The organism is Actinomadura violacea (genome assembly GCF_017573465.1).
In the GTDB taxonomy this organism is placed as follows: domain Bacteria; phylum Actinomycetota; class Actinomycetes; order Streptosporangiales; family Streptosporangiaceae; genus Spirillospora; species Spirillospora violacea.
In genome coordinates this window covers 153,376-172,725 of sequence record NZ_JAGEPF010000007.1, presented here as the reverse complement: position 1 = coordinate 172,725, position 19,350 = coordinate 153,376, and the positions used below count along the sequence as shown (strand labels likewise).

Below are 19,350 nucleotides of genomic sequence, written 5' to 3'. Positions count from 1 at the left end.
CCGACGATATGCACGGCCGCTTAGCCTTGAGCTGTGCGTGTCCTCATCGTGGAAGACGAGCCCTACCTGGCCGAAGCCGTCCGCGACGGCCTCCGGCTGGAGGCGATCGCCGCCGACATCGCCGGCGACGGCGACTCCGCCCTGGAGATGCTCAGCGTCAACTCCTACGACCTGGCGGTGCTGGACCGCGACATCCCCGGCCCGTCCGGCGACGAGATCGCCCGGCGGATCGTCGCGTCCGGCAGCGGCATGCCGATCCTCATGCTCACCGCCGCCGACCGGATCGACGACAAGGCGTCGGGGTTCGAGCTCGGCGCCGACGACTACCTGACCAAGCCGTTCGAGCTCAGGGAGCTGGTGATGCGGCTGCGGGCGCTGGACCGCAGGCGCGGGCACGTGCGGCCGCCGGTCAGCGAGATCGCGGGCCTGCGGGTGGACCCGTTCCGCCGGGAGGTCTTCCGCGACGGGCGCTACGTCGCGCTCACCCGCAAGCAGTTCGCCGTGCTCGACGTCCTCGTCGGCGCCGAGGGCGGCGTCGTCAGCGCCGAGGAGCTGCTGGAGCGGGCCTGGGACGCCAACGCCGACCCCTTCACCAACGCCGTCCGCATCACGGTGTCCGCGCTGCGCAAACGGCTCGGCGAGCCCTGGCTGATCGCCACGGTGCCCGGCGTCGGCTACCGCATCGACACCGGCATCGGCGCCCCGTCCCCCGGCGGCGATCATGCGTAGGCGCCCGGGGCTCAGCGCCCGGCTGAAGCTCACCCTCAGCTACGCCGGGGTCATCGTCCTCGCCGGCGCCATCCTGCTGGCCGTGGTGTGGGTGTTCCTGCTGCGCTACGTACCCGACAACGTGATCACGCCCGGGCCGGGGTTCTACCGGCACAGGGGGCCGGGGCCGCCGTTCATCCCCAACCGCTCCGACCTCTGGCGCGCCTTCGCCCCCCGCGCGGCGCAGGCACTGGGCTTCCTCCTGCTGTTCGGGCTCCTGGGAGGCTGGCTCCTCGCCGGCCGGATGCTCGCACCCCTCACCCGGATCGCGGACGCGGCGCGGCTGGCCTCGGACGGGTCGCTGTCCCACCGGATCCGCCTGGAGGGCCCCAGGGACGAGTTCCGCGAGCTCGCCGACGTGTTCGACACCATGCTGGAACGGCTCGAGTCCCACCTCGACGAGCAGCAGCGGTTCGCCGCGAACGCCTCCCACGAACTGCGCACCCCGCTGGCGATCTCGCAGACGCTCCTCGACGTCGCCCGCAACGACCCCGGACGGGACCAGGGCGAGCTCATCGAACGGCTGCACACCGTCAACGGGCGGGCGATCGAGCTCACCGAGGCCCTCCTGCTGCTCAGCCGCAGCGACCGCAGGAGCTTCGCCCGCGAGCCCGTGGACCTGTCGCTCATCGCCGAGGAGGCCGCCGAGACGCTGCTCCCCCTGGCCGAGAAGCGCCGGATCGCGCTCGAGGTCACCGGCGAGACGACGCTGGCCGTCGGATCCCCGGAGCTCATCCTGCGGATGGTGTCCAACCTCGTCCAGAACGCGATCGTGCACAACCTCCCCGACGGCGGCACCGTGACCGTCCACACCGCCTCGGAGGACGACGCGAGCGTGCTGCGTGTCGAGAACACCGGCAATCTGCTCCCGCCGGAACTCCTGCCGACCCTCACCGAACCCTTCCAGCGCGGAACGCAACGCGTCCGCACCGACGAGCACGCCGGCGTCGGACTCGGGCTGGCCATCGTGCACAGCATCGTCCGAGCCCACGACGGGGTCCTCGACCTGACGCCCCGGCCCGCAGGCGGTCTCCTCGTCACGATCCGCCTTCCGATCGCACGGCTGGCTCCGTCCCCGGACGGGGCCGACCAGCGGGCGATGAGGACGACGATGGCGACCGAAGGGGCGGCGGAGCAGCCCTCTTGGACGCGCTCAAGCCGCTGACGCCGCCCAGGGCGATGGCGGGGACGACCGCCGCGACGGTGATGGCGATCGCCCACCAGAACGCGCCCCCGAAAGCGCCGGTGGCGCCGCCGGCGAGCTGCGTCTGGAGGGCGACGGCGACGATCGCGGTGCCGAACGACGCTCCCACCTGCTGGGCGATGCGGGTGTTCATGGTGGCGTGCGGGATGCCCGTCGCCGGGATGTCCTGATAGGCGACGGACATCGGCGGGATCAGCACCGCCCCGACCCCCAGCCCGCGGACGAGCAGCACGGCGCCCAGCCACCACAGGCTCGTGCGGGGCCCGGCCAGCGCGAACGGGACGGTGGCGGCGGCGGCGAGCAGGAACCCGGCGACCGTCACGGCACGGGCCCCGAACCGGTCGGTCAGCCCGCCGACCACGAAGCGCGAGGCGAGCGCCCCCACGCCCTGCGGGATCATCAGCAGCCCGGCGTCCAGCACGCTGCCGCCGCGCAGCTGCTGGTAGTACAGCGGCAGCAGGAACATTCCGGCGTACATCGCCGCCCCCGCGGCGAACAGGACCGCCGAGGCGCTCCCGAGCGACCGCACGCGCAGCAACCGGACATCGACGATCGGCTCGCGCTCACCGGGCCGCGACGCCCGGGCGATGAACGCGGCCAGCAGAACGGCTCCCGCCGACAGCGGCAGCAGCACCCCGGTGTGGCCGATTCCGCCGTCCTCGGACAGTTGCGAGAGGCCGAGCAGGATCCCTGTCAGCGCCGGCGCGAGGAGCGCCAGGCCGATCCAGTCCAGGCGTCCGCGTCCGGACGGGGAGGCCGGGCGGTCCGCGGGCAGGAACCGCCACGCCAGCAGCAGCCCGGCGGCGATCACGGGCACGTTGATCAGAAAAAGCCAGCGCCAGTCCAGCCAGTTCAGGACCACGCCGCCGATCACCGGCCCGAGGATCGGGCCGAGCGCGATCGGCAGGCTGACGGCCGCCATCAGCCGGCTCCCGGCCCGGCCGCCCGCGGCTCTCACCGCGAGCGTCTGCATCAGCGGGAAGATCAGCCCGGCGCCGAACCCCTGCAGCACCCGGAAGCCGATCAGGCTGGTGTCGTTCCACGCCGCCGCGCACAGCACCGAGGCGAGCACGAACAGCGCCAGCGCCCCCATCCAGACCCGCTTGCCGCCCCAGCGGCGCTCCGCCCACCCGGTGACCGGGATCGCGACGGCCATCGCCAGCAGGAAGCCGGTGGTGACCCACTGGATCGTCCCGGCGGTCGAGTGCAGCTTCACCGCCAGCGTGCGGATCGCCAGCGTCACCATCGTCGAGTCGAGGATCGCCGCGATCCCGCCCACGACCAGCGCGATCAGCACGTTCCTCACCTGCGGCGACAGCTTCGCCCCGGTGGTCTCCGTCATCGGCCGGCCTCCAATAAGAGAGGAATTCATCTCTTAGCCAGAGTACGTCCCGGTTGCTAAGGAATGCAAACCTCTCTTAACCTGGAGGGGTGGCAACCGCCTCTGAACCCGCCCGCCGCCGGCGCGGCCCCGAACTCCAGGCCGCGCTGCTGAACGCGGCCTGGGACGAGCTGGTCGAGGCCGGCTTTGCGAAGCTGACCATGGAGTCCGTCGCTGCCCGCGCCGGCACCGGCATCGCCGTGCTCTACCGCCGCTGGGCCAACAAGGACCGGCTCGCGCTCGCCGCGCTCGAGCACCACCGCAACAGCCACCCCGTCGACCTCCCCGACACCGGCACCCTGCGCGGCGACCTCATCGCCGCGCTGACCGGCATGGGCCGGGCCCGCGCCGCCTTCTTCGCCGTCGCCGCGGCCGCCGCCTTCTCCGGGCTGCTGTCCGACACCGGGCTCACTCCCGCGCAGGCACGCGACCAGATCATCGGCGACCAGCGCCTCTCGCGCGTCCAGGCCCTCTACCAGCGCGCGCACGACCGCGGCGAGATCGACCTGGCGACGATCCCTCCCGCGGTCCTCGCCATGCCCTTCGACCTCGTCCGCCACGACCTGTTCATGGACCTCGAACCCCTGAAGCCGGCCCGCATCCAGACGATCGTCGACGACCTCTTCCTGCCCCTCGTCCGCCGCACCGGACCGGACGCGCCGGCGGCTCCCGCCGACACCGGCCGCTCAGGCCCGAGGCCGGCGACCAGGCCGTAATGGTCACCTGCCTGGACGCCGTCGACCGGCCGGTTGCTCGCTTCAGGCGGCGGCGCCGCCATCGATGACGAGGTCGGTGCCGATCAGAAAGGCCGCCTCAGGCGAAGCGAGGTAGAGGACGGCCGCGGTGATCTCCCGCAGCGCGCCGACCCGCCCGGCCGGAACCTGCCGGCCATAGCGGTCGTCGCGCTCGGTCCGGGTCTCACCCGTCGCGGTGAGGACACCGGCCGCGTTGGCGGCGATGTCGAGTCCGCCGTGGCGCTGGACGGTCTCCGTCACCAGCGCCGCGACCTGCTCGGGACGGGCGAAGGATCGCGCGACGTCCCGGCCGATGCCCGAGCCGCCGCCGGTGACCAGGACGGTCTTGCCGTGGAAGCACGAGGTCATGAGCCAGATCCCTTCGTGGTCGCCACCAGGCCGGGGCGGGCAGAGGACGCGGCGCGGGGCAGGTTCCCGGACGCGAGGGCGGTGAGTGCGAACGCGGCGGTGTCGAGGAGGAGGGCGGAGGCGAAGCCGCCGGCGCCGAGGAACAGGGCCCCGGCGGGGGGGGGACGCCGAAGGCGCCGCCGAGGTTGAGCGCCGTCGGCAGCAGACCCGATGCGGATCCGACGGCCTCGGGCGTGACGTTGCCGAGGACGATCGAGAAGCCCGCCGCCGTGAACAGGCCGAACGCGAAGCCCCCGGCGAGCAGCGGGACCGCGATCGAGGCGATCCCCATCGTCGCGCCGTACAGCCCGAAGAAGCGCCGCAGCCGCGCTCCCGCGTAGGTGGTCTGGACGATCGACAGGACCTGCGGGTTGGCCAGCGCCCCGCCGAAGCCCTGGACGATGCGCGCCGCGATCAGCACCCGCGCGTCCGGGGCCAGGGCGCACAGGGCGGACGCCGCAAAGACGCCCATGCCGATCACGAAGAAGCGGCGGTAGCTCCGCACCGAGGCCGCGAGATCGCTGCCGACGCCGTGGTGTGGGCGGCCGGGTTCGCCGTACCGCCGCTGGCCGGCGCGGCGGGCCTGGCCACCGACGCGCGCGGCCGCATGGTCGTGGACGGGGCGCCGCGCTCGGCGTCGCACCCGGACGTGTTCGGCGCCAGCGACGCCGTGGCCGCCCCGGCCGTCGGAGGCGAGACCCGCATGTCCTGCCAGACCGGCGTGCCGATGGGCGCGGCGGTCGCCGGGGCCGTGGCGGCGCGGGCCGCCGGACGCGCGCCGCGTCCGGTGAGGTTCCGCTACGTCGGGCAGAACATCAGCCTCGGCCGCCGCGACGCCGTCATCCAGTTCACCCGCTCCGATGACACCGCCGTCGCCGCCGCCCTGACCGGACGGGCCGCCGTCGCGGTCAAGGAGGCCGTGGTCCGCGGCGCGTTCTGGGCGGCCCGGTGGCGGGGCGGGACGGTCAGGAGAGTCCGTCCCGGCTCTGGCCGGTGAGGTGGTGGCGGCTGATGTTGCGTTCCAGGAGGGCGGTGGAGTCGGCGACGCCGATGGAGGTCTCGGGCAGCAGCCCGTCGGCCTTCCTCAGGTCTTCGAGTGAACGCTCCATCGCGGTCTGCGCGGCGAACAGGCACGGGGTGCTGTAGATGGCGACGTCCACGCCGAGGCCCGTCAGGTCGGCGAGGGAGAGCCGCGGCGACTTCCCGCCGGCGATCTGGTTGAACAGCAGCGGCTTGTCCCCGATCACCTCGCGGATCCGCCGGATGGCGGCCGTGCTGCGGACGCCGTCGACGAGGATCACGTCGGCGTCGGTGGCGGCCAGCGCGGCCGCGCGCCGCAGGATCTCGTCCTCCTCGGTGGCGTCGGTCCGGGCGACGACGACCAGGGCGCGGCGGGTCGCCAGCACCAGGTCGAGCTTGGCCAGGTACTCCTCCAGCGGCAGGATCAGCTTGCCGTCCGCGTGACCGCAGCGGCGCGGGCGCTTCTGGTCCTCCAGGATCACCCCGGACGCGCCGATGGCCTCCAGGTGCGCGACGACGTGGCAGGCCACTTCCGGGTCGACGTAGCCGTCGTCGACGTCGACCAGCAGGTGGTGCCGCGGGAAGGCCAGGCGGAGCCGCTGCACGAAGCCGACCATGTCGGGCCAGGCGATGAAGCCGATGTCGGGCAGCCCGTAGTGCGAGGCGGCGAAGCCGAAGCCGGAGACGAACATGCCGTCGAAGTGCCGTGCGGCGATCGACGCGGAGAACATGTCGAACACCCCGATGAGCGGCGTGGTCTCGGCCGTCCGGACGGCCGCCCGGAGCCGGTCCCCGGCGCTGAGCGAGTGAGCCGTTGTGATGGTCATGCGCGAACCCCCGGTTGATGTCGGCGCGGCGATCGATGACGGCGCCCGCCCGCGGACGCTGTAAGTGAGGATACGGATACCGAGAGTGAGATTCTACAAGCTTGTAGTTTTTTCTTGGCGGCGGGATGCGGCCCGGGCGGCACCGAAGACGGCGATCACCGCGATGACGACGAAGGCGACGCGCAACAGGCCGAGCTGGGAGTTCGTCAGCGGCACGGCATGGACGTCGGACAGCTGCCGGGAGAGATAGAGGGTGAGCGCGGCGGCGATCGTGACCAGCGGGAGGCGCCGGTGGGTCGCGAGCAGGTCGAAGACGACGGTACCGAGCAGCACCCCGGCGGTGTAGTAGCCGTAGACCTCGGGGTCCAGCAGGATCCGGGCGGCCGTGGCCAGCAGGATCACCGCCTCCCAGCGGCGGCGCAGGACCGCGGCGGCGCCCATCAGCACGCCGAGCGCGAGCTGCGCGGGACGGTCCCAGGACGGGGTGCGCGGCCCGTGGTAGCCGAGGACCCGCAGGCCCGATCCCGCCGCGTTGGCGATGGTGAAGTGGGCGGCGTGCATGGTGTGCGGGTCGTAGACCAGGAACGGCAGCCATCCGGCGGCGACGACCGCGAAGCAGACCGCGAACGCGGCGATCGCCGACCGCGCCGGGCGGAACAGGAGCATGGCCGCGAACGCCAGCGCCCAGGGTTTGGCGTCGGTCGCCGCTCCCACGAGCAGCCCCGCCAGCAGAGGCCGGTCGCGGACGCGGGCATGCAGGGCACCGATCGCCAGGGACAGCGCCAGGACGTCGTCCAGGTGCCCGGCGTGGGTCGCCAGCTCCGCCCAGATCGGCAGGAACACCAGACCGGCCGCCAGCAGGCGGGCCGGCCGCCGATGCGGGGACGGAACGAGCCGCCAGATCGCGGCCAGCAGCAGCGGCCCGGTGCAGGACATCAGGAAGACCGCCGCCGTCCGGCCCCACGGCGGCCCCAGCGCGTCCAACGGCAGCGCGACCACGAACGACAGGGGGCCGATCTGCAGCTCGGGGTGAGTCGCGTACAGGTGCAGGCCCTGTCCCCGGTCATCGCCGAACAGGACGGCGGCGCCGGTGGCGAAGTAGTGCCACGACCCGCCGGCGCCGTGCGATCGCGCCAGCACCCACATCACATGCCAGGCGCACAGGACGGCCCAGATGCCGAGCTGCCCGCGCGGCGTTCCGGCTTTCACACCGTCCTGGACGTGCGGGGCGACGACGCCGTCCGCCTGCTCGGTCCTGCCCACGCGGGCTCCCTCCGATCGCATGAGTCCAGGGGCGAGGAATGCGTCCGCACCGCTCCTCGATGCCGCCGAATTTCTACACGAACGTAGTAGCCCGCGGAACAACGCTAGGTAAGCGGCCGCCTTACCCGCACCGAGACCGGCCGAGTGGTTCGCGGGGCGGACGGCGAGTCGTGCCCGGTGACGGGGTCGCGCAGACCTGCGGCGCCCCGACCGACGATTACCCGAAGGTCAACGCAGGACGAGAATGACCGCCGCCACACCAATCAATGGCAATTTCCATGGAATGGCAATCGCAGCACAACAATGGCCATAAGTCTCGATGGTCGCGGAGTGGACGGCGGCGGGTGCGGCCCACCGCGCGCGGGACCGCCCATGTTCCCGATGACCGCGCACCGGCCGCTCGCCTGAAACGCATCAGGTCATCGGCGCGTGTCCCCGCCATCACTCAAGGTCATCACGGAATGACCGTCTCCGGCCATGAATCCCTGAAACGGCGCCCGCACGTGCTATGAATCGAAGGAATTATTCGCGAGTAAGCCGTGATTGACAAATCATTGACAGAATGAATCCATAGATCAACCGCAGGTAATCAAAGGTGTCGTTCCATTCCCCGATACGCCCAGTTCAGCGGCATTTGGATCGCTCCATCACGCTTCCGGCACCGGGCCCCGCCATCATCGAAGGCTCCTCATGGAACTCCACATCCTCGGTCCTCTTGAGATCAGGCACGCCGACCGCGGCATCGCCGTCAACGGAAGCAAGCCGCGCACCGTGCTCAAGACGCTGCTCCTGCACCACGACCAGACGGTCCATTACCAGACGCTGAGCGAGATGCTCTGGGGCGACGGGCCCCCGTCCACCTCGACCGCGCAGATCTACACCTATGTCTCGCGACTGCGGAAGGCGCTGGCCCCCGACATCTGCATCGTGCGGCAGCAGCCCGGGTATCTCCTTCGGCTCGGCTCGGCATGGCTGGACTACGACGAGTTCCGGGAGCTGGTGCGCAGGGGGCGGGGGCTGGCGGTGCAGGGCCGTCACACCGATGCCGCGGCCGAGATCGCCGCGGCGCTGTCCCTGTGGCGGGGCGCGGATCCGCTCGCCGACGCGGCGGACTTCCTCGCGATCGCCGAGCAGCCCCGGCTGGAAGAGGAGTACATGACGGCCGTCGAGCAGCGCATCGGGCTCGACCTCGTGCTCGGCCGCCACCACGACCTCATCTCGGAGCTGACCCGCCTGGTGGCCGAACACCCGTACCGGGAGAAGCTGCACGAGCAGCTCATGACGGCCCTCTACCGCAGCGGCCGCCAGGCCGACGCACTCGGCGTCTACGACAACGCGCGGCGCAACCTGCTCGACGACCTCGGCATCGATCCCGGCGACGAGTTACGGGCGGCTCATCACGCCATCCTCAACCAGCGGCCGCTCGAGCCGCTGCGGGACGAGCGCCGGGGGAACGGATCGGACCTGGACAGGCCGCATGACGGCTCCGCCACGGTACGTCCGCCGGCCGGGCCCGCCGCCCCGGACCCAGCTGCGGGCACAGCCGCGGACCCGGCCGCGGACGCCGTCCGCCCCGTCAGCGGCTGGCTGGGTGTGCGCCCCGCGATGCTCCCGCGCGACGTCACCGACTTCACCGGCCGGGAAGAGGAACTCCGCCGGCTGCTGTCGTCCGTCCGCCAGACGCCGGACGACGGGCCCGACGGCCGGGCGGACGGGTACGCGCTCGTCACCGTCATCTCCGGGATGCCGGGCGTGGGGAAGACGGCGCTGGCGGTGCGGGCGGCGCACCTGCTGGCGGACGAGTTCCCCGACGGGCAGCTCTACGTGGACCTGCGCCGCAACGGGGACGAGCGGCTCGATCCGGCGGAGGTGCTGGCCTGGTTCCTGCGCGCGCTCGGCGGCGAGGAGCTGATCCTTCCGGGGACGCTGGAGGAGCGGCACCAGCTCTACCGCAGCAGGCTGATCGACCGGCGCGTGCTGATCGTGCTGGACAACGCCGCCGACGTGCAGCAGGTGCGGCCGCTGCTGCCGGGCGGGACGATGTGCCGCATCGTCGTCACGAGCAGCCGGCCGATGGCCTCGCTGGAGGGCTCGCGGCACCTGCCGCTGGCGCCGCTCAGCGAGGCCGACGGGCTCGCGTTCGTGGCGGCGGTCGCCCCGGAGCACGCGGCGAGCGAGCCGGAGGCGGCGCGGCGGCTGGTCGAGCTGTGCGGCGGGCTGCCGATCGCGTTGCGCATCGCCTGCGGGCGCTGTGCCAGCCGCCCGCACCGGCGGCTGTCCGGGCTGGTCACCTCGCTGGTGGGCGAGCAGGACCGGCTGGACGAGTTCCAGCTCGACGACCTCGACGTGCGCGCGAGCCTGCGGATCAGCTACGACGGGCTGCGCAGGATCGACCAGCGCGCCTTCCGGGCGCTGGGCGCCCTCGACGTCGCCGACCTCCCGGCCTGGTCGGTCGGCGTGCTGCTCGGGGTGTCGGAGGCGCAGGGCGTGCGGATCGCCGAGCGGCTCGCCGACGCGTGGCTGCTGGAGATCGCCTCGCCCGGCCGCCTGCCGCATCTGACCCGCTACCGGTTCCACGACCTGGTCCGGCTTTTCGCCCGGGAGCTGGCCGAGGAGCGGGACGGCGCGGCCGAGCGGGACGCCGTGCTGGACCGGGCGCTGGGCGCCTGGCTCACCGTGGCGGCGGCCGCCGACCGGATCCTGCCCACCCAGTGCTTCGGCGTGATCTCCGGCGGCGCGCCGCGCTGGCAGCCCGACCCCCGGCGGCTGGAGTCCCTGGTCGCCGACCCGTTCGCCTGGTTCGACGCCGAGTTCTCGGTGCTGGTGGCGCTGGTCCAGCAGGCGTGCCGGGCGGGGCGCACGACCGCGGCGTGGGAGCTGATGCAGGCGGTGACCGGCTACTTCGACCTGCGGCACCGCTTCGACGAGTGGACGGGCACGCACCAGGCGGTGCTCGCGGCGACGCACCGCGCCGGCGACCGGCTCGGCGAAGCCGTGGCGCACCGCGGGCTGGCGGAGCTCGCCGCCTACTTCAAGGACGCCGACGCCCACCGCACCCACGCCGAGAGCGCGCAGACGCTGTTCCGCGAGCTCGGTGAGCGGAGCGGCGAGGTGGACGCGCTGGTGCACTGCGCCGACAGCTACCGGCAGGCCGGCGACCACGAGCGGGCGGCCGGGCTGCTGAACGAGGCGCTGACGATGGCGCGGCAGGCCGGGCACCGGGTCGGCGAGGCGCAGTGCTTCGCGGGCCTCGCGGAGATCCGCCTCGAACTCGCGCAGCCGGAGGCGGCCATGGAGCTGTACCGCAACAGCCAGGCCATCTGGACGGCGCTCGACCGGCCGCGCTACGCCACGCTGATGATGCGCAACATCGGCATCATCGAGCGGGAGACCGGCCGGTTCACCGAGGCGGCGGCGCATCTGGAGGAGTGCCGATCCCGGCTGACCGCGATGCGGGACTGGACAGGGGTCGCCTACGTGCTCATCAGCCTGGGCGACCTGTACCGGCTGTGGGACCAGCCCGAGCGCGCCCGGTCCCTCTACCGGCAGGCCATCGGCCGGTTCGCCGACCTCGGTCTCGGCGGCGGGTTCGGTCACGCGGTCGCGCTGCGCGGTCTCGGCGAGGTCACCCATGCCCTGGGCGGGCCGTCCGCCGCGATCGGGCTGCTGGAGCAGGCGGTGCGGCTCTGGGAGACGCTGGCGATGCCGCTGTGGGAGACGCGGACGCTGCTGGCGCTCGGGGACGCGCAGCTCTCGGCGGGCTCGCCGGACGACGCCGCCGCGTCGTGGCGGCGCGGCCTGGACCACTGCGTCCGGCTCGGCTATCCGGAAGGAGCGGTCCTGCGGTCCAGGCTGGACGCCCTGGAGGAGTTCGGCCCGCCGGAGGCGTGGAACGGGACGGCCGCCCTCATGAACGGGGACCACGCGGCCGAGGGCGCCCGGTGACGTCCCGCCGGCCCGCACGGGGCACGGGCTGGCGCCGGGCGCCCGCGGCGGACGGCGCCGCGCCGCGCGTCACTCCCGGATGCCGATGCCCGTCTCGGGCCTGCTGCGCAGCAGGGCGCGGGCCGGCACGGCGGTGGCCGCCCAGGCGAGCGCTCCGGCGGCCAGCACCACCGCGGCGTAGGCGGGGACCCGCACGTGCGGCACCACCGTCCCGGTGATGCCGGCGCTGAAGGCCGCGAGGGTGGCCAGCGCGATCAGCGAGCCCACGGCGACGGCGACGACGGCGACGGCGAGCGTCTCCCAGCGCAGCATCGCGCGGATCTGCCGGCTCTGCGTCCCGATCAGCCGGAGCAGCGCCAGCTCGCGGCGGCGCCCGGCGGTCGCCATCGCCAGCGTGTTGACCACCGCGATCGCCGTGAAGACGACGACGAGCGCCATGATCACCATGTTGACGAGCGAGCCGCCGCCCTGCGGGCCCGCGGCGGGCGGGGCGTGCGGGCCGGACTGCTTCAGGCCGGGGAAGGCGCCCAGCGCGGCGGCGACCTGGTCGCGCGTCCCGCCGTTCACCACGACCTGGGCGGCCCGTGGATCGTCGACGTGCGCGGCGACCTGGTCATGCGGCAGCAGCACGTCCCCGAACCCCAGGCCGCGGTCATAGAGGGCGACGACCCGCGCGGACACCGGCGTGCCGTCGCCGAGCTTGAGCCGCAGGACGTGTCCGAGGCCGGCGTGCATGCCGCCGGCGGCGTTGCGGCTCACGGCGACGGTGCCGTCCGCGAGGGAGGCCAGCGATCCCTCGCGGACCCCGACGTCGAGTGTGCCGCCGACGCCGGCGGGCGTGACGCCTTCCGCGGCGTACCGGTCGCGGCCCAGGTAGACGTCGCTGTGCACGATCTCGGTGACGGTGCGGACGCCGGGCACGCGGCGCAGTTGCGCGGCGGCCTCGGCGGGCACCCCGAGGGGGCCGGTCACCACGTGGTCTCCGATGGTTCCGGCGCGGGCCTGCGCGGAGGCCGCGCCGCCGAGCGTCGTGTACACGAACACCACGGTGCAGGTGATGCTGACCGCGAGGCTGAGCGGCGCGATCACCGCGGCGAGGCGCCGGTGGTCGGCGCGGTTGCCCTCGGCGGCCAGGTAGCCGCCGACCGGGGACCAGCGGGCGGCCAGCGCCGTGAGGGCGACCGTGCCGCGCGCGAGCGGCGCGCCGAACACCGCGACCGCCCCCGCCGCCAGCACCACGCCGCCGAACGCGACCGGCAGCGCCCCCTTCTCGTCGTGCAGCAGGCTGAGCACGACCAGCACCCCGCCGAACCCGGCCAGGCAGGCGGCGCCGACGGCGCGGGCCCACCGGGCGGTCCCGGGGCGCGGCGCGGCGACCTCGCCGAGCGACTCCACCGGCCGGATCCGGTTGGCGCGCCACGCCGAGGTCTGCGCGGCGGACCAGGCCGCCGCGGTGACGGTGGCGACGGCGACCACGACCGGATACGGGCCGACCGACAGCGGCAGCGTCGGCGGCAGCGACCCGGCCGCCACGAACAGGCCGCGCAGGGCGGCGACGAGGCCGAGCCCGCACAGCGCCCCGGCCGTCCCGGCGATCAGGGCGAGGACGAGCGCCTCCCGCCCGATCAGCCTGCGCACCTGCTTGGGGGTCGCGGCGACGGCGCGCAGCAGGGCGATCTCGCGCAGCCGCTGCTGGATCGACAGGGTGAAGGTGCCCGCCACCACGAGGACGGCGATGCCGAGCGAGATGCCGCCGACGGTGGCGCCCATGCTGATCAGCATGACCTTGTAGCCGGACGCGTCCGGGAACTCCAGCGTGCCGCGCGCGTTCCCGGCGCGGACGGTGGAGGGCACGCCCCGCAGGGCGTCGCGCACGGCGGGCAGCGCCGAGGCCGGGCTGACGCCGATCGCGGTGATCAGGCCGGGGTGCCCGGCCAGGCGCCGCGCTTCGGGGTCGGCGAAGTAGAGGGCGGCCTGGCCGCGCAGGCCGCGGTCCGTCACGCCGCTGACGGTGTAGCGCGCGGGGGCCCGGGTGGACTGGACGAGCACCCGGTCGCCCGGCCGGACGCCGGCCCGGCGGGCGGTGCCGGCGTCCACGGCGATCTCGTCGGCGCGGGCGGGCGCGCGTCCGGCGGCGATCGCCATCGGGGTCAGCGAGGCCGACCGCCAGGCGTGCCCGAGGGACGGCCCCCCGCCCAGCGGGTGCCCGGACGCCGAGACCAGGTTCGCCGGGAAGCTCAGCTCGGGGACGGCGCGCCGCACGCCGGGCGCGCCGGCGACCCGGGCGAGCGCGCTCTCCGGCAGCCATGCCCGCTGGTCGATGGCACGGGAACGGTGCCGGGCGTGGCCCTTGTGGTACTGCACGACGTGGACGTTCTGGTCACCGGTCACCACGACGGGCGCCCCGGAGTACCGCTGCGGCCGGGGCTCGCCCGCGACACCGGTCTGCAGCAGGACGCCGCAGGCGGTGATGAGGGCGGCCGCCGCCCACAGCGCCACGAACGCGGCCACGAGGGCGCCCTTGCGGTGCCACGTCGACCAGAGGGCGAGCCTCAGCATCCCTCCTCCAGCCTGCTCATCCGCGCCGCGACGGCGTCGGCGGACGGCCCGTCCAGCGTGTCGACGACCCGCCCGTCCGCCAGGAACAGCACGGTGTCGGCGTAGGAGGCGGCGACCGGGTCGTGGGTGACCATGACGACGGTGTGGCCGAGCGCGTCCACCGACCGGCGCAGCAGGCCGAGCACCTCGCGGGCCGCGGCGGTGTCGAGCGCGCCCGTCGGCTCGTCGGCGAAGACGACCTCGGGGTCGGCGACCAGGGCGCGTGCGATCGCGACCCGCTGCTGCTGGCCGCCCGACAGCTGCGCGGGCCGGTGCCGCGCGCGCTCGCCCAGCCCGACGCGGGCGAGCACCTCGCGCACCCGCCGCTGGTCCACCCGCGCGCCCGACAGCCGCAGCGGCAGGCCCACGTTCTGCTCGGCCGTGAGGAACGGCACCAGGTTGAACGCCTGGAAGACGAACCCGACCCGCTCCCGGCGCAGCTCGGTCAGCTGCTCCTCCGAGCGGGAGGTCAGCTCGACGTCGCCGAGCGCGACCCGGCCCGACGTCGGCCGGTCCAGCCCGGCGGCGCACTGCAGCAGGGTGCTCTTCCCCGATCCGGACGGGCCCATGACGCAGGTCAGGCGGCGCCGCGGCAGCGCGACCGTGACGTCGCGCAGCGCGGTGACCGCGGCGTCGCCCGCGCCGTAGCGGCGCGTGACGCCGGTCAGCGCGACGGCCGGGCCGTCCTGCCCGCCGCCCGGGCCGGGGCGGCGGGCCTCCGGGTCCCGGGAGCCGGAGGCGGCGGGCGCGCCGGCCGGGCCGGGCACGCCGGCCGCCTTCGCTTTCTTCATGGGTCACCTCATCATCCGGATCGGGGTCTCATCAGCCCGGCCGCCTCCCGGCGGCCGGGCGCAGGACCGCGCAGGCGACGGCGCCGTCGCGGTCCACAGCGGTGATCAGTGCGGGCCGTCCCGCGGCCGCCTCGTCGTGCTCGGCCAGGGCGAGCACGGCCGCCGTCTGGAACGCGGCGGACGCGGCGTGCGTGTCGCCGAGCCGGCCGGCGGTGCGGACGCGCACCGGTCCCCCGCCGCGGCCGTCGGCACGGCCGAACAGGGCGTCGATCGCCTCGGCCTCGGCGTCGCCGGGCGGTCCCGGCGGGTCGGCGGGCGCGACGGCCCACACGTCGTCCGGGCGCTCCCCCGCCTCGGCGAGCGCCCGCCGCGCGCAGCGTTCCAGCACCTGTGCGGCGTTGTCCGGCCCGGCGAGCCCGGAGGCCACCGCGGCGAGTTCGGCCGCCGGCCCCTGGTCCGCGGCGGCCGCCGGCATGGTGAGCCGCACCATCGCGCAGCCTTCGCCGAGCACCGGCGGGAGTGCGCCGGGCGGCGCGGCATGCCATTCCAGCCAGGCCCGTTCCTCGGTGAACTCCTCGACGGCCCCGCACAGCACGGTGTCGGCGCGGCCCGCGCGCTGCAGCCGCAGCGCGTACCCGAGCGCCGCGAGCCCGGCGACCCGGGACGCGGCGATCGTCGAGTTGGGGCCGCGCAGCCGGTGCCAGATCGCCAGCTGGGCGGCGGTGAAGTTCATCAGCGCGCCGGGGAAGCGGGCCGCGTCCACCAGGTACGGCCGGTCCCGGGTGAAGGAGTCCGCGGTGAAGTCCATCAGGCTCGCGATCGGGCCGGTGGACACGCCGAGCACCAGCGCCGTGCGCTCCGCCTCGGCTTCCGGCACCGCCTCGGCCTCTTCTGGCGATGGGTCGCGCAGCAGGTCGCGGGCGGCGAGCACCGCCATCGCGGTGGCCCGGTCCATGGTGCGGGTCCCCTTGCGGCCGAGGACGTCGCGCGGTGCCCCGATCGGGACCCGCGCGGCCTCGCGGACGGGCGGGCCGCCCCACTCCGCCCGGTCCAGCGGCGCGACGGCGGTGCCGTCCGCCCGGACGCCCGCGGCGAACGCGGCGCGGCCGACGCCGTAGGGGGACACGGCCGTCCAGCCGGTGATCAGCGGGTTCACCGCGCGCCTCCCCGCTCCGCCTCGTCGCAGCGCCCGAGGATCAGCACGCAGTTGGTGCCGCCGAACGCCAGCGCGTTGTTCTGCACGATGCGCGGCCGGACCGGCAGCGCCCGGTTCGGCACGCAGTCGATCGCGCACTCGGGGTCCGTGCGGCGGTGGTTGATGGTCGGCGGGACGAACCCGTGGTGGATCGACAGGGCGCAGGCGGCGGACGCCAGCGCGCCGGCCGCCCCCATCGTGTGGCCGATCATCGACTTGACCGAGACCGTGCGGGGCGGGTCGTCGCCGTGCACCCGGCGGATCGCGCGGGTCTCGGTGACGTCGTTGGCGCGGGTGCCGGTGCCGTGGGCGGAGACGAGGTCGACGTCGGACGGCTTGACGCCCGCGTCCTCCAGGGCGAGCCGCATGCAGCGCGCGATGCTCTCCTCGTTCGGCGCGACGGGGTGGTCGGCGTCGCAGTTCAGGCCGTAGCCGAGGACCTCCGCGTAGACGCGCGCGCCGCGCCGCAGCGCCGCCTCCAGCGGCTCCAGCACGAGCATCCCGGCGCCCTCGCCGGTGAGGATGCCGTTGCGGTCGGCGTCGAACGGGCGGCACCGCTCCGGCGCGATGGTGCCGAGCCGGTAGAAGCCCGCGAAGGTCTTGCGGCACAGGGCGTCCGCGCCGCCGCACAGCGCGATGTCGGCGGCGCCGGAACCGACGGCGTCCAGGCTGTGCCCGATCGCGTAGTTCCCCGCCGCGCAGGCGGTGGACACGGTCAGCGGCTCGACGTCGGTCAGCCCCAGCTCCCGGGCGGCGGCGACCGCCAGCCGGATCGGGGCGACGCGCCGCGCCAGCGCCGGGTCCATGGCGGACGGGCCGCGCTCGGCCCGCTGCCGGACCAGCGCGTCCAGGTCCTGGGACTCCCCGTCGGTCGTGCCGACGGCGACGACGGTCCGCAGCGGGCGCAGCGTCTCCGCGTCCAGCCCCGCGTCGGCGACCGCCAGCCGGGCCGCCGTGGCGGTGAACAGCGCCGCGCGGCCCCACTCGGCCGGGTCCAGGACGTCGAGGTGGGCGGCGGGGTCGAAGCCGCGCACCTCGCAGCCCTGGGTGTGCTCGAACCCGGCGACGTCGATCCCGGTGATCGGGCCCGCGCCGTCGCGGCCGGCCCGCAGCGCGCGCCGGAACGCATCGGCCCCGGTGCCGATGCTGGTGACCGGCCCGATCCCGGTGACGACGACCCGCCGCCGGCGGACCGGGGCCTTGGGTCCAGCCTTTGGTACGGCCTTCGGTACGGCGTTCACCGCGGCGCCCCCGCGTCCGGTGCCGCGGCCCCGGCGAGTCCCGCGTCGGTGAGCACGGCGAGGACTCCGTCCAGATTCACCATGCGGGTCAACTCCCCTTCGCCGATGGCGACGTCGAATTCCTTCTCGAGCGATCCGAGAATGTCGATGAGCGTCATGGAGTCGGCGCCGTGGTCCTCCCGGAAGAGACCGTCCGGCGTGATTTCTTCCGGTTCGAGCTCCAGGATTTCCGCGATGACGGCACGGACCTGAGCGCGGACGATGGGATCGGCTGAGCGCTGCATGCTTCTGGCTCCTTCTTCCGCCTTTTCCCGCAGGCTCCCCAACACCGCTCCATCTTTCCTATATCGCCCTGTCCGGGACGGCGGCTCAGCGCCCGTCGATGTCGATGTCCCCCGATCCGCTGTGCGCGGAGATCAGCGCGGTCGCCGCCGGCGAGTCCGGCACCCGCCGGTGGACCGAGCCGCTGCCCGCCGCCGCCTCGATCCGGTACCCCTGCGACGGCAGCCGGATCTCGATGTTCCCCGAGCCGCTCTGCGCGGTGACCCGCTGCGGGGCGGTCGCGAAGTCGAGCTTCAGCGACCCGGAGCCGATGCGGCCCTCGACCGACGGCGCCCGCAGGCCGCTGGCGTGCAGGTCGCCGTGGCTGGTGACGGCCACCACGGCGCCGCCCACGTCCGCCAGCCCGATGTCACCCGAGGCCGCCCGGATCGTGACGGCGGCGCCGACATGGCTGACGTCGACGGATCCCGAGCCGGTGCGCACCTGCACCGGGCCGGTGACGCGGGTGACACCGACCGTGCCGGACCCGCCGTCGTAGCGGACCTGGGCGACCCCGCTGACGTCCACCCGGCCGCTGCCGCCGTGCACCCGGACCTGTGTCGCGGGCGGCACGGTCAGCTCGTAGCCGATCTTGCAGCCGTCGCAGTCGGCGGCCAGCCGCAGCGTGCCGTCCGAGCCGGCCGTGCGCGGGATCGGCCCCGGCCTGGTGTGGTGGTAGTCCATGGTGCGGTGGACCTTGACCGGCCCGGCGCCGGCGACGATCCGCACCGAGCCGCTGCCGTTGTGGATGTCCACGACCGGCGCCGCGCCGGTGACGGTGGCGCTGTCCTTGGCGTGGTTGGTGGCCGGCCCGAAGTCGTCCGCGCAGCCGGTGGCGAGGGCGGCGAGCGCCGCCACCGCCGCGCTCGCCGCCAGCGTCGTCCGCGGTCCCATGCGTCCCCCTGGCCCGGCCGCTCGCCCGAGCGGCCTGTTGTATGACGAGGTCATCACGTGTAAACTATTCCTAACACATGACATCTTCGGAATACAAGAGCCGTCCACTACCCTGACCGGAGCGCCGTTTCCCGATCACCTGTCGTCAAGGGAACCCAAATGAGCAACACCCCACTGACGGGGGACGAACTGCTGGCCGCCCTTTCTGCGCTGGCCAACCCGCACCGGCTGCGCATCATCGCCGCGCTCGCCGGTAAGCGGAACTACGTCAGCCAGCTCGCGCGCGAACTGCAGATGAGCCGCCCGCTCCTGCACATTCACGCGCAGCGCCTGGAAGAGGCCGGCCTGATTCGCGCCACGCTGGAGCTGTCGAAGGACGGCAAAGCCATGAAATACCTCGAAGTGACGTCCTTCGAGATAGCCTTGACCGCCGCCTCGATTGCCGCGGCGGCCTCCACTCTCAGCAACAACGCCAAGGAGCAGAAATGACCGCTGCGAGCGGCAGCTGGAGCGACTGGGGCCAGATCACCTTCGTGCTCGGCTTCGTGGCCCTCATGACCGTCCTCGTGGTCACCATCCTGACGGTGGCGAGCCGCATCGTGACGGCCCGGGTCTCGGCGGCGCGCGAGAGCGACCTCAAGGAACTGGTGCTGCGGTCGCAGGAGCTGGAGAGCCGGATCCACGACGACCTCACCGAACTCCGCGAGCGGGTCACCAACATGGAGCGCATCCTCCGCACGGTCGAGTGAACGGCCGGCCC

The 19,350-nt window shown here is 74.1% G+C and carries 17 protein-coding genes and 2 pseudogenes; 8 read left to right on the top strand and 11 right to left on the bottom strand.

Annotation, left to right across the window (positions count from 1 at the left end; translation table 11 throughout):
- The first annotated feature begins 33 nt into the window (after positions 1-33).
- Positions 34-729 carry a response regulator transcription factor gene (locus J4709_RS12245; RefSeq protein ID WP_208240297.1) on the top strand — a complete coding sequence of 232 codons (696 nt, stop codon included), beginning with the start codon at positions 34-36 and terminating at the stop codon, positions 727-729.
- Positions 722-1,933 carry a sensor histidine kinase gene (locus tag J4709_RS12240; RefSeq protein WP_208240295.1) on the top strand — a complete coding sequence of 404 codons (1,212 nt, stop codon included), beginning with the start codon at positions 722-724 and terminating at the stop codon, positions 1,931-1,933. Before J4709_RS12245 ends, J4709_RS12240 begins: the two co-directional genes overlap by 8 nt.
- Positions 1,934-2,045: 112 nt before the next feature.
- On the opposite strand, the pseudogene J4709_RS53200 reads toward J4709_RS12240, so the two are convergent.
- Positions 2,046-3,314 (bottom strand): annotated as a pseudogene (locus J4709_RS53200) (DHA2 family efflux MFS transporter permease subunit); the annotation flags it as partial.
- A gap of 89 nt (positions 3,315-3,403) precedes the next feature.
- Between J4709_RS53200 and J4709_RS12235 the strand changes: the two are divergent.
- Positions 3,404-4,069 carry a TetR/AcrR family transcriptional regulator gene (locus J4709_RS12235; RefSeq protein ID WP_208240293.1) on the top strand — a complete coding sequence of 222 codons (666 nt, stop codon included), beginning with the start codon at positions 3,404-3,406 and terminating at the stop codon, positions 4,067-4,069.
- Positions 4,070-4,111: 42 nt separating this feature from the next.
- Here J4709_RS12235 and J4709_RS12230 read toward each other — a convergent pair whose 3' ends face one another.
- On the bottom strand, positions 4,112-4,456 hold the full coding sequence (locus J4709_RS12230) for an SDR family oxidoreductase (RefSeq protein WP_208240291.1): 345 nt from the start codon (positions 4,454-4,456) through the stop codon (positions 4,112-4,114).
- A gap of 233 nt (positions 4,457-4,689) precedes the next feature.
- On the opposite strand from J4709_RS12230, the gene J4709_RS12225 reads away from it, so the two are divergent.
- On the top strand, positions 4,690-4,836 hold the full coding sequence (locus J4709_RS12225; RefSeq protein WP_208240666.1) for a hypothetical protein: 147 nt from the start codon (positions 4,690-4,692) through the stop codon (positions 4,834-4,836).
- Here J4709_RS12225 and J4709_RS12220 read toward each other — a convergent pair.
- Positions 4,800-4,967 (bottom strand): annotated as a pseudogene (locus J4709_RS12220) (MFS transporter); the annotation flags it as partial. The gene J4709_RS12225 and the pseudogene J4709_RS12220 overlap by 37 nt on opposite strands.
- On the opposite strand from J4709_RS12220, the gene J4709_RS12215 reads away from it, so the two are divergent.
- Positions 4,890-5,492, top strand: coding sequence for an FAD-dependent oxidoreductase (locus J4709_RS12215; protein ID WP_232383407.1), 603 nt, complete (start codon positions 4,890-4,892; stop codon positions 5,490-5,492). The pseudogene J4709_RS12220 and the gene J4709_RS12215 overlap by 78 nt on opposite strands.
- Here J4709_RS12215 and J4709_RS12210 read toward each other — a convergent pair.
- Together J4709_RS12210 and J4709_RS12205 are read right to left on the bottom strand one after the other, a co-directional pair.
- Positions 5,461-6,342, bottom strand: a complete 882-nt coding sequence (locus J4709_RS12210; protein WP_208240289.1) for an isocitrate lyase/PEP mutase family protein — start codon at positions 6,340-6,342, stop codon at positions 5,461-5,463. The two genes, J4709_RS12215 and J4709_RS12210, sit on opposite strands and share 32 nt — an antisense overlap.
- Before the next feature lie 93 nt (positions 6,343-6,435).
- A complete protein-coding gene (locus J4709_RS12205; protein ID WP_208240287.1) occupies positions 6,436-7,605 on the bottom strand; it encodes a glycosyltransferase family 87 protein in 1,170 nt (389 codons plus the stop codon).
- A gap of 690 nt (positions 7,606-8,295) precedes the next feature.
- Between J4709_RS12205 and J4709_RS12200 the strand changes: the two genes are divergently transcribed.
- Entirely contained in the window at positions 8,296-11,550 is a 3,255-nt protein-coding gene (locus J4709_RS12200) for an AfsR/SARP family transcriptional regulator (protein WP_208240285.1), read from the top strand.
- A 69-nt stretch (positions 11,551-11,619) separates the two neighbouring features.
- Here the strand turns inward: J4709_RS12200 and J4709_RS12195 are convergent, their stop codons facing one another.
- The 6 genes from J4709_RS12195 to J4709_RS12170 all read right to left on the bottom strand — a co-directional run bounded on the left by J4709_RS12195 (position 11,620) and on the right by J4709_RS12170 (position 18,590).
- A complete protein-coding gene (locus J4709_RS12195; RefSeq protein WP_208240283.1) occupies positions 11,620-14,109 on the bottom strand; it encodes an ABC transporter permease in 2,490 nt (829 codons plus the stop codon).
- Positions 14,103-14,939 (bottom strand): ABC transporter ATP-binding protein, encoded by an 837-nt coding sequence (locus J4709_RS12190; RefSeq protein ID WP_208240282.1) that lies wholly within the window; start codon positions 14,937-14,939, stop codon positions 14,103-14,105. Before J4709_RS12190 ends, J4709_RS12195 begins: the two co-directional genes overlap by 7 nt.
- A gap of 31 nt (positions 14,940-14,970) precedes the next feature.
- Positions 14,971-16,095, bottom strand: coding sequence for a beta-ketoacyl synthase N-terminal-like domain-containing protein (locus J4709_RS12185; RefSeq protein WP_208240279.1), 1,125 nt, complete (start codon positions 16,093-16,095; stop codon positions 14,971-14,973).
- Positions 16,092-17,375: a beta-ketoacyl-[acyl-carrier-protein] synthase family protein gene (locus J4709_RS55540; protein ID WP_208240277.1), complete on the bottom strand. Its 1,284-nt coding sequence runs from the start codon at positions 17,373-17,375 to the stop codon at positions 16,092-16,094. Before J4709_RS55540 ends, J4709_RS12185 begins: the two co-directional genes overlap by 4 nt.
- The gene (locus J4709_RS12175; RefSeq protein WP_208240275.1) at positions 17,372-17,659 is read right to left on the bottom strand and encodes an acyl carrier protein; all 288 of its coding nucleotides are present in this window, start codon (positions 17,657-17,659) and stop codon (positions 17,372-17,374) included. Before J4709_RS12175 ends, J4709_RS55540 begins: the two co-directional genes overlap by 4 nt.
- Positions 17,660-17,744: 85 nt before the next feature.
- A complete protein-coding gene (locus J4709_RS12170) occupies positions 17,745-18,590 on the bottom strand; it encodes a DUF4097 family beta strand repeat-containing protein (RefSeq protein WP_208240273.1) in 846 nt (281 codons plus the stop codon).
- Between the two features lie 159 nt (positions 18,591-18,749).
- Between J4709_RS12170 and J4709_RS12165 the strand changes: the two genes are divergently transcribed.
- Both J4709_RS12165 and J4709_RS12160 read left to right on the top strand, forming a co-directional pair.
- Positions 18,750-19,079, top strand: coding sequence for an ArsR/SmtB family transcription factor (locus tag J4709_RS12165; RefSeq protein ID WP_173094181.1), 330 nt, complete (start codon positions 18,750-18,752; stop codon positions 19,077-19,079).
- A complete protein-coding gene (locus tag J4709_RS12160; RefSeq protein WP_208240271.1) occupies positions 19,076-19,339 on the top strand; it encodes a hypothetical protein in 264 nt (87 codons plus the stop codon). The genes J4709_RS12165 and J4709_RS12160 overlap by 4 nt, the downstream gene beginning before the upstream one ends.
- Positions 19,340-19,350 lie beyond the last annotated feature (11 nt).

What these genes read in the sequence shown, in the direction of transcription:
- J4709_RS12230 (WP_208240291.1), bottom strand. Translation starts at nt 4,456, where the DNA reads ATGACCTCGTGCTTCCACGGCAAGACCGTCCTGGTCACCGGCGGCGGC.
- J4709_RS12190 (WP_208240282.1), bottom strand. Translation starts at nt 14,939, where the DNA reads ATGAAGAAAGCGAAGGCGGCCGGCGTGCCCGGCCCGGCCGGCGCGCCC.
- J4709_RS12195 (WP_208240283.1), bottom strand. Translation starts at nt 14,109, where the DNA reads ATGCTGAGGCTCGCCCTCTGGTCGACGTGGCACCGCAAGGGCGCCCTC.
- J4709_RS12210 (WP_208240289.1), bottom strand. Translation starts at nt 6,342, where the DNA reads ATGACCATCACAACGGCTCACTCGCTCAGCGCCGGGGACCGGCTCCGG.
- J4709_RS12170 (WP_208240273.1), bottom strand. Translation starts at nt 18,590, where the DNA reads ATGGGACCGCGGACGACGCTGGCGGCGAGCGCGGCGGTGGCGGCGCTC.
- J4709_RS12160 (WP_208240271.1), top strand. Translation starts at nt 19,076, where the DNA reads ATGACCGCTGCGAGCGGCAGCTGGAGCGACTGGGGCCAGATCACCTTC.
- J4709_RS12200 (WP_208240285.1), top strand. Translation starts at nt 8,296, where the DNA reads ATGGAACTCCACATCCTCGGTCCTCTTGAGATCAGGCACGCCGACCGC.
- J4709_RS12240 (WP_208240295.1), top strand. Translation starts at nt 722, where the DNA reads ATGCGTAGGCGCCCGGGGCTCAGCGCCCGGCTGAAGCTCACCCTCAGC.
- J4709_RS12175 (WP_208240275.1), bottom strand. Translation starts at nt 17,659, where the DNA reads ATGCAGCGCTCAGCCGATCCCATCGTCCGCGCTCAGGTCCGTGCCGTC.
- J4709_RS12165 (WP_173094181.1), top strand. Translation starts at nt 18,750, where the DNA reads ATGAGCAACACCCCACTGACGGGGGACGAACTGCTGGCCGCCCTTTCT.